This is a genomic window from Halorhodospira sp. 9622, from assembly GCF_022228025.1.
Classification (GTDB): Bacteria; Pseudomonadota; Gammaproteobacteria; order Nitrococcales; family Halorhodospiraceae; genus Halorhodospira; species Halorhodospira halophila_A.
Genome location: NZ_JAJNRE010000015.1, coordinates 51,380 through 59,619, shown reverse-complemented (window position 1 = coordinate 59,619; position 8,240 = coordinate 51,380). Strand labels below are relative to the sequence as shown.

Here is an 8,240-nt window from a genome sequence, read left to right as displayed (position 1 = left end):
TGTTACCGGGGGGGGGGGGGGGCCGCGGCCCCGGGGGGTTCCCCGGGGGCGGGCGGCCGGCTAGCTTGCAGCGATTATGAGCGAGCCCTCCGCATCCCCGCACAACCACCCCGCCTCCGCGGCCGCCGGGCCGCCGCTCGGGGTGGTGCTCACCGGCGGCAGCCGCGGCCTGGGCCTGGCCATGGCGCAGCGTTTCCTCGCCGCCGGGGATACCGTGGTCGTCTGCGCCCGGGATCCGGCGCGGCTGGATGCGGCGCGGACCGAGCTGGCCGCCGCCATGGGGGCCGGGGAGCGTCTACACGTCCTCGCCGCCGACGTCGCCGACCCCGGGGAGGCCGAGCGGCTGGCGGATTTCGCCGTCGAGCGACTGGGGACCATCCACCGCTGGGTGAATAACGCCGGTACCGCCGGGCGCTTCAAGCGGCCGCTGACCGGGCTGGATACGGCGGACATTGCTGGCACCTGCGCGACCAACCTCACCGGCTCCATGCAGCTTTGTGCGGCGGCGCTGCGGCGCATGCAGGCCCAACCGGCGGCGCAGCAGCCGTGCTACCACCTGTTCAACTTCGGGTTCTCGGGGCTGGGGGCGCGTTTCTCGCGGACCTCCATCCCGCATCGGGTCAGCAAGCTGGCGGTGGCGGAGCTCTCCCGTCAGCTGCGTCGCGAGCTGCAGGCCGCCGGCGAGCGCGGGGTGGGCGTCCACGAGCTGCGTCCCGGGCTGGTGCGCACCGAGCTGCTGCTCGCCGATTTGCCCGAAAGCGCCCGGCCGATTATTGATCGCCTGGCCGAGCCCCCGGAACGGGTGGCCGATGTCCTGGTGCCCCGAATCCGCGGGGTCACCGGCACCGGGCGCACCCTGCAGTACCGCTCGCCCCTGGTCACGCTGCTCCGCGCCCTGACGGCGGTGCCCGCCCTGCGCCGCGGCGGCTGATCGGGGCAGCCCCGGTCAGCGGACGCGGAACTGCCCCACGCGGTCCTGCAGGTCGGCGGCCAGCCGGGCGACTTCCTCGCTGGCCGATGCGACCTGGGAGGCGCCGCTTGCGGTGGCGTCGATGGTCGCCTTGATCTGGGTCAGCGAGCGGTTGATCTCCTCGGAGGCCGCCGACTGCTCCTCCGCAGCGCTGGCGATCTGGGTGTTCATGTCGTTGATGGTCCCTACGGACTCGGTGATCGCACCCAGCGACTCCGACGCGCGCGAGGCAATGGTTACTGCCTGGCCAGAGCTGCTGCGGCCGTTCTCCATGGCCTGGGCCGCCTCTTCGATGCGCCCGCGCAGGGTGTCGAGGATCTCGCGGATCTCCTCGGTGGAGGTCTGGGTGCGGGTGGCCAGCTTGCGCACCTCCTCGGCGACGACCGAGAACCCGCGGCCGTTCTCCCCGGCGCGGGCCGCCTCGATGGCGGCGTTGAGGGCAAGCAGGTTGGTCTGCTCGGTGATCTCGTGGATCACGTCGAGCACCTTGGTAACCCGCTCGGCGTCTTCATTGAGCTGCTGGACGACGCCGGCGGCGGTCTCGGCCTGCTGTGCCACCTGACGGATCTCGTCGGCGTTCTCCTGCACGACCTCCGAGCCCGACTGGGCGGCCTGATCGGACCGGCGGGCCGCTTCGGAGGCGTCCGAGGCGTTTTCGGCGACCTGCTGGATGGTGGCCGCCATCTCGTTCATGGAGGTGGCCACCTGCTCGGTCTCGGACTGCTGCTCGCGCAGCTGGCCGCTGGTCTCGCGCACCGAGGCCGACAGCTCCTCGGCGGAGGCGGAGAGCTGGGTTGAGGCGTCGGCGACCGAGCCGATCAACCCCTGGAGCCGGTCGATGAAGGCGTTGAAGTTGGTGGCCAGTTCGCCCACCTCATCCCGGGAATGGACCTCCAGGCGGCGGGTGAGGTCGGCTTCGCCGCTGGCGATCTCGCCCAGTGCCCGGCCGGTGGCGGCGATCGGCTGCGCGATGCGCCGGGCCACCAGGACGATGATCCCGCCAAGCAGCACCACCGCCGCGGCGAAGACGATCAGCAGGTTCTGCTGCAGATCGCGGGCAGCGGCCATCAGTTCTGATTCTGGCACGGCGATCCCCAGCGACCAGCCGGAGAGTCCGGAGACCGGGGCAAAGGCCGCTGTGTAGGCGGTGTCGTCGGCCCCGCTGAAGGTGCCCACGCCTCGCTCACCGTCGACCATGCGCTGGGCGATCGCCTGGTAGTCGGTATCCCCGGACTCCAGCGCGTTCTCTTCCATGCGCACGTCCTCGTCCGGGTGGGCGACGGTGAGGCCGTCGGCGCTCAAGGCCCAGGCGAGGGCGCCAGCGCGATCCGTAGTCGATGCCACCACATCGGCCAGGGTGTCGAGGGTGACGGTCACCGCCACCAGGCCGATGACATCCCCCCCGGCATCGGTAACCGCCCGGGCGATGACGGTGATCGGATTGCCAGTACTGGCGGAGTGGACCGGATCGGAGATGACCAGCGTCTCCCGCTCCTCTTCGACGATGGTCTGCCAGTAGTCGCGCCCGGAGAGATCCGTCTGCTCACCGCCGTGGTGGTAGGTGGCCGTCCCCTCGGTGTCGACGAAGATCAGCACTTCGTATTCGTCGCTCATGTGCTCGCCCTGGCCGGCGAGGAAGTCACCGATCCGATCGGGGTCGCCGGAGGCGAGCGCCTCGCTGTGCGCCAGGGCGGAGACGTAGGCCGTGTGCGTGTCGAGCCACTGGCTGATGGCCTCGGCACCGGCCTCGCTCAGCTCCTGAGTCGAGTCGGTGATCTCGGTGCTGAAGCGGTCGTTGGCCTGGTGGGTGGCGATCCCGCCGACGATGACAAAGGCCAGCAGAGTGGGGACGCCAAAGAGGAGGAGCAGCTTCGGGGTGAGACGGACGGCACTGAGCATGAGGATTCGCTTCCCCGTTGCAGGCGGTCTGTTGGTTTTTCGTTAACTGGAAAGACGCGTTGGATGGCTTGAGCAGGCGACCGCCCAATGGTGCCTACGCCGGATCGGAGGCGCAAATCGGTCGGCTAGGCATCGGGCAATGCCGCCGGGGTGGCTGGGCCAACCCAGCGGCATTGCCGTGCCCTAGTCAGCGCCGCCGGTAGCGGTCGAAGGCCCGCTCCAGCTCCTCGGGGTCGAGATCGGCGGAGTTGACCACGCCGCCCTGGACCATGATGGATTCATGGTTGTCCTGCCAGCGCTGCTGCTCTTCCTCGGTGGCGCGTGGCATGAACCACCCGGTCGCAGCAAAGAGCAGGCCGATCAGCGGCGACAGCCAGCAGACGATGGCAAAGGGGGCGTAGACCAGCGTCGGGATGCCCAGCGCACCGGCGGTGAAGGCACCACCCGCGCCCCAAGGGATCAGCGGGTTGATCATGGTCCCGCCTTCCTCCACCGAACGCGACAGGTTCAGGGTCGATTGTCCCTGTCCCCGATAGACCGGGGCGTACATCCGGCCCGGTAGCGCGATGGACAGGTAGGGATCGCCGGAGATGAGGTTGGTGCCGGCGGCGCTGCCGGTGCTGGCGGCGAACAGCGAGAAGCGGCCTCGGATGCGCTGGATGATGGCGTTGAGGATGGACTCGACGCTGCGCGTCTGCTCCAGGATCCCGCCGAAGGCCAGGGCGATGAGCACCAGCGAGATGGTCCACATCATCGACTGGATGCCACCGGTGGAGAGCAGGTCGTCCACCGACTCGACGCCGGTCTCGCTGACGAAGCCGTCCTGCATCGCCATGATCGCGGTGGTCAGGTCCGTGCCCTGGACGAGGACCGCCATGACCGCGCCGGCGATGGCACCGGCAAAGAGCGTGGGCAGCACCGGGAAACGCAGCAGCGCCAGGGCCATGACCAGAACCGCCGGCAGCAGCAGCACCGGATGCAGCGTGAACTGCGCCTCCAGGCCCTCGAGGATGGTCTCGATGCGTCCGCTCTCCAGGCCGGTGTCCGCGTAGCCAAAGCCGATGGCCCAGTACGCGGTGCCGGCAACAATCAGCGCCGGCACGGAGGTGGCCATCATGTTGCGGATGTGGCTGAACAGGTTGGTGCCAGTGACGGCCGGGGCGAGATTGGTGGTGTCGGACAGCGGCGACATCTTATCGCCGAAGAAGGCGCCCGAGACGATGGCGCCGCCGGTCAGGGCCATGGGAATGCCCAGCCCCTCGCCGACGCCCACCAGGGCCAGACCCACGGTGCCGACCGTGCCCCAGGAGGTGCCCACGGCCATGGAGACCACGGCGGTGAGGATCATGGCGGCGAGCAGGAACAGTTCCGGGGTGATCAGCAGCAGGCCGTAGTAGATCAGCAGCGGCACGGTCCCCGAGAGGATCCAGGTGCCGATGATCATGCCCACTGTGATCAGGATGGCCACCGACTGAAGACCGATATGGACGACGTGGTAGAGGCCGTTCTCCATCCGCCACCAGCGGATGCCGTGGTACCAGCCGAGCAGGCCGGTGAAGGCGATGCCCAGGGCCAGTGGTACGTGGGGGACGAAGTCATCGAAGGCGAGGATCTGAAAGACCATCAGGCCCATGGTGAAGGCGATGGGGAGCAGGGCCGTGGTCACGCTCGGAAGCGGGATCTCCGGCTCCCGCGCACCGTTCTCGTTGGCGTCGCTCATGCGGACTCCAGGGTTGCCAAGGAAGCCGGCATTATCGCGATGATGGATGTCATTGCAAGCGGTGCGTTGATCCGCCGGGTAGCCCCAGCGGGTGACAGGAACACTGTGATTGCTACATTCGATCAGGGAGCCGTCTTGAGTGAGACTGCGCACAAGCGCAAAATGGAATCGTTCAAAACGGCAATCCGCAGGAAGCAACGGAGATAACAATGACCGATCAGCAGAAGACCGGCGGCTGCCCGGTGATGCACGGCGCGATGACCCAGGTGGGCGAGTCCAACATGGACATGTGGCCCAACGCCCTGAACCTCGACATCCTGCACCAGCACGACCACAAACCCGATCCGATGGGCCCGGGCTTCAACTATCGTGAGGAGGTCAAGAAGCTCGATCTCGACGCGGTCAAGCGGGATCTCCACCAACTCATGACCGACAGTCAGGAGTGGTGGCCGGCGGACTGGGGCCATTACGGCGGGCTGATGATCCGCATGGCCTGGCACGCCGCCGGCACCTATCGGGTGGCGGACGGCCGGGGCGGCGGCGGCACCGGCAACCAGCGGTTTGCCCCCATCAACAGCTGGCCGGACAACGTCAACCTGGACAAGGCGCGGCGTCTGCTCTGGCCGATCAAGAAGAAGTACGGCAACCGGCTCAGCTGGGCCGACCTGATCATCCTTGCCGGCAACGTGGCCTACGAGTCCATGGGCCTGAAGACCTACGGCTTCTCCCTCGGGCGCGAGGATATCTGGCACCCGGAGAAGGACATCTACTGGGGCTCGGAGAAGGAGTGGCTGGCGCCGAGTGATGCCGAGGACAGCCGCTATGGTGACGACCGTGAGTCGCTGGAGAACCCGCTGGCGGCGGTGATGATGGGCCTGATCTACGTCAACCCCGAGGGCGTGGACGGCAACCCGGATCCGCTGCGGACCGCCGAAGACGTGCGCATCACCTTCGAGCGCATGGCCATGAACGACGAGGAGACCGTCGCCCTGACCGCCGGCGGGCACACGGTGGGCAAGTGTCACGGCAACGGCAATGTGGAGCATCTCGGTCCGGACCCGGAGTCCGCCGATGTCGACGAACAGGGCCTTGGCTGGAACAACAAGGTCTCCCGGGGCATCGGGCGCGACACGGTCTCCAGCGGGATCGAGGGCGCCTGGACGACCTATCCCACGCGCTGGGATAACGGCTACTTCCACCTGCTGCTCAACTACGAGTGGGAGTTGACCAAGAGCCCCGCCGGCGCGTGGCAGTGGGAGCCGGTGGACATCAAGGAGGAGGACAAGCCGGTCGACGTCGAGGATCCGTCGATCCGCCTGAACCCGATCATGACCGATGCGGACATGGCCATGAAGATGGATCCGGCGTATCGCAAGATCTCCGAGCGCTTTTACAACGACCCCGCCTACTTCGACGAGGTCTTCGCCCGGGCCTGGTTCAAGCTCACCCATCGGGATCTGGGGCCGCGGACGCGCTACATCGGACCGGAGGCACCGACCGAGGATCTGATCTGGCAGGACCCCGTGCCGGCCGGCCGGACAGACTACGATGTGAATGAGGTCAAGGCGAAGATCGCCGATAGCGGCCTGAGCATCGGCGAGATGGTCGCCACCGCCTGGGACAGCGCCCGGACCTTCCGCGGCTCCGACTACCGGGGTGGTGCCAACGGCGCCCGTATCCGGCTTGCCCCGCAGAAGGACTGGGAGGGCAACGAGCCCCAGCGTCTGGCGAAGGTGCTTGGCGTTCTTGAGGGCATCGCTGCCGAGACCGGGGCCAGCGTGGCCGATACCATCGTACTCGCTGGCAACGTGGGCATTGAGCAGGCGGCCCGGGCGGCCGGCCACGAGATCACGGTGCCCTTCGCCCCGGGGCGCGGCGATGCCAGCCAGGAGATGACCGATGTCGACTCCTTCCAGTACCTCGAGCCGCTCGCCGACGGTTACCGCAACTGGCTCAAGAAGGACTACGCGGTCCAGCCCGAGGAGATGATGCTCGACCGCACGCAGCTGATGGGTCTGACGGCGCCGGAGATGACTGTCCTCGTCGGCGGCATGCGGGTGCTCGGCACCAACCACGGCGGTGCGAAGGATGGCGTGCTCACCGATCGCGAGGGGCAGCTGACGAACGACTTCTTCGTCAACCTCACCGACATGGCCTACACCTGGAAGCCGGTGGGCAAGAACCGCTACGAGATCCGTGAGCGCAGCAGCGATGCAGTGAAGTGGACGGCGACCCGGGTGGACCTGGTCTTCGGCTCCAACTCGATCCTGCGCTCCTACGCCGAGGTTTATGCCCAGGACGACAACCAGGAGAAGTTCGTCCACGATTTCGTCGCGGCCTGGACCAAGGTCATGAACGCCGACCGATACGACCTGGAGGCGTAACCGCGGTTTCACCCCGGTCCGGGCCGGGGTGAAAGGGCATGCCCGGCCCCGCCAGAGCGGAGCCGGGCATCGGCCGCTGTCCACTTCCCAGTCATCAGGAGCATCACGGATGAGTGACCACGTCTACAAGATCGTCGAACTGACTGGTTCGTCGCCCGACGGGATCGAGGAGGCCGTCAACAACGCCATCGCACGTGCCGGCGAGAGCCTTCGCCACCTGCGCTGGTTCCAGGTGGTGGATACCCGAGGCCATATCGAGGACGGGCGAGTGAGTCACTGGCAGGTGACGATCAAGGTCGGCTTCACCCTGGAATAGGTTCGCCTCTGCCGCATGACCTCTGGGCCCGTGGAGGGCGGTCGCGCCATGGCCCGAAAGTTGCTGGATGGGTGGTGCTTCGATCGATCCATAACCCATTTGGCAAGGCAGGAGTGGAGCTATGCCCAGCGTGACCTTTCGGCATCCAGACCACGGGGAGCAAACCGTAGAGGCGGTGGCAGGCAGTCATACGGAGCCGGTCCTGAAACTGGCCCGCCGGAACCACATCCCGATCTCTTTCGATTGCCAGGACGGCGAGTGTGGCAGTTGTCTGGTTTATGTCCATTACGGTGTCGCAAAAGGGACAATGGCGGGTCCACTGACGGACCGCGAGGAGCGGGTCCTGCTCGAGCTGGGCAAGGTCACCCAAGCGGAGATCGATCGCATGCGCGTCGATGATCTGCCCACCAACTGGCGTCTGATGTGCCAGATGGTGGTGCGTGACGAGGACCTGGTGATCGAGTACGGCGATGTCTGAGCTCAGCCCCGGTCTGGATTGTGAGCGGGCCATCCAGCGCCTGCTCCAGTGCGTTGACCGCCACATCGCAGAGGAGCCGGAGAATAGCCGAGTGCGGCGGTATCTGGAGCGTGAGCTGGGCGGCCGGGATGGTTCAGAGCCGGATACGCGCCTGATGGTCCACGCGCAGATTAACGTGATCCGGGAGTTATTCGTTCAGCGCGGCGATGATGCGGGTCTGAGCATGCTCTCCGCCATCGAGCGGGAATGCTGCTGAGATCCGGACTTGGGGGTGGCGGCCTCTCATACCGGTGAGGGGTCGCCCGGCCTCCCGGTGATACAGGGTTATCACCTTGCGCCCGCGGAGTCGGGTGGCCGACAGGAAGGGGTGGTGGATGGCTCCCCGGGACGGATTCGAACCGCCGACCCAGTGATTAACAGTCACTTGCTCTACCGCTGAGCTACCGGGGAAGCGTGGTGTCACCTCACGATGC

Annotated in this window: 7 protein-coding genes, 1 tRNA gene and 1 pseudogene; 6 read left to right on the top strand and 3 right to left on the bottom strand. The window is 67.1% G+C overall.

The window, feature by feature from the left end; genetic code table 11:
• Positions 1–76 precede the first annotated feature (76 nt).
• A complete protein-coding gene (locus LRG07_RS09605) occupies positions 77–931 on the top strand; it encodes an SDR family oxidoreductase (RefSeq protein WP_238642240.1) in 855 nt (284 codons plus the stop codon).
• Between the two features lie 15 nt (positions 932–946).
• Here LRG07_RS09605 and LRG07_RS09600 read toward each other — a convergent pair whose 3' ends face one another.
• Entirely contained in the window at positions 947–2,869 is a 1,923-nt protein-coding gene (locus LRG07_RS09600; RefSeq protein WP_238642239.1) for a methyl-accepting chemotaxis protein, read from the bottom strand.
• Between the two features lie 187 nt (positions 2,870–3,056).
• Complete coding sequence (gene nhaC, locus LRG07_RS09595) at positions 3,057–4,589, bottom strand: Na+/H+ antiporter NhaC (protein WP_238642238.1); 1,533 nt, start codon at positions 4,587–4,589, stop codon at positions 3,057–3,059.
• A gap of 209 nt (positions 4,590–4,798) precedes the next feature.
• Here nhaC and katG point away from each other — a divergent pair, with 209 nt between their 5' ends.
• The 5 genes and pseudogenes from katG (at position 4,799) to cowN (ending at position 8,023) form a co-directional block, all read left to right on the top strand.
• A complete protein-coding gene (gene katG / locus LRG07_RS09590; RefSeq protein ID WP_201168620.1) occupies positions 4,799–6,973 on the top strand; it encodes a catalase/peroxidase HPI in 2,175 nt (724 codons plus the stop codon).
• A gap of 109 nt (positions 6,974–7,082) precedes the next feature.
• The gene (locus tag LRG07_RS09585; protein WP_201168617.1) at positions 7,083–7,289 is read left to right on the top strand and encodes a dodecin; all 207 of its coding nucleotides are present in this window, start codon (positions 7,083–7,085) and stop codon (positions 7,287–7,289) included.
• 121 nt (positions 7,290–7,410) lie between these two features.
• Positions 7,411–7,569: pseudogene (locus LRG07_RS14080) on the top strand (2Fe-2S iron-sulfur cluster-binding protein); the annotation flags it as partial.
• Between the two features lie 27 nt (positions 7,570–7,596).
• Positions 7,597–7,767 carry a hypothetical protein gene (locus LRG07_RS14075; protein WP_338018482.1) on the top strand — a complete coding sequence of 57 codons (171 nt, stop codon included), beginning with the start codon at positions 7,597–7,599 and terminating at the stop codon, positions 7,765–7,767.
• Positions 7,760–8,023, top strand: a complete 264-nt coding sequence (cowN, locus tag LRG07_RS09575) for a N(2)-fixation sustaining protein CowN (RefSeq protein ID WP_201168614.1) — start codon at positions 7,760–7,762, stop codon at positions 8,021–8,023. The genes LRG07_RS14075 and cowN overlap by 8 nt, the downstream gene beginning before the upstream one ends.
• A gap of 119 nt (positions 8,024–8,142) precedes the next feature.
• Here the strand turns inward: cowN and LRG07_RS09570 are convergent.
• Positions 8,143–8,217: transfer RNA gene (locus tag LRG07_RS09570), tRNA-Asn, on the bottom strand.
• Positions 8,218–8,240 lie beyond the last annotated feature (23 nt).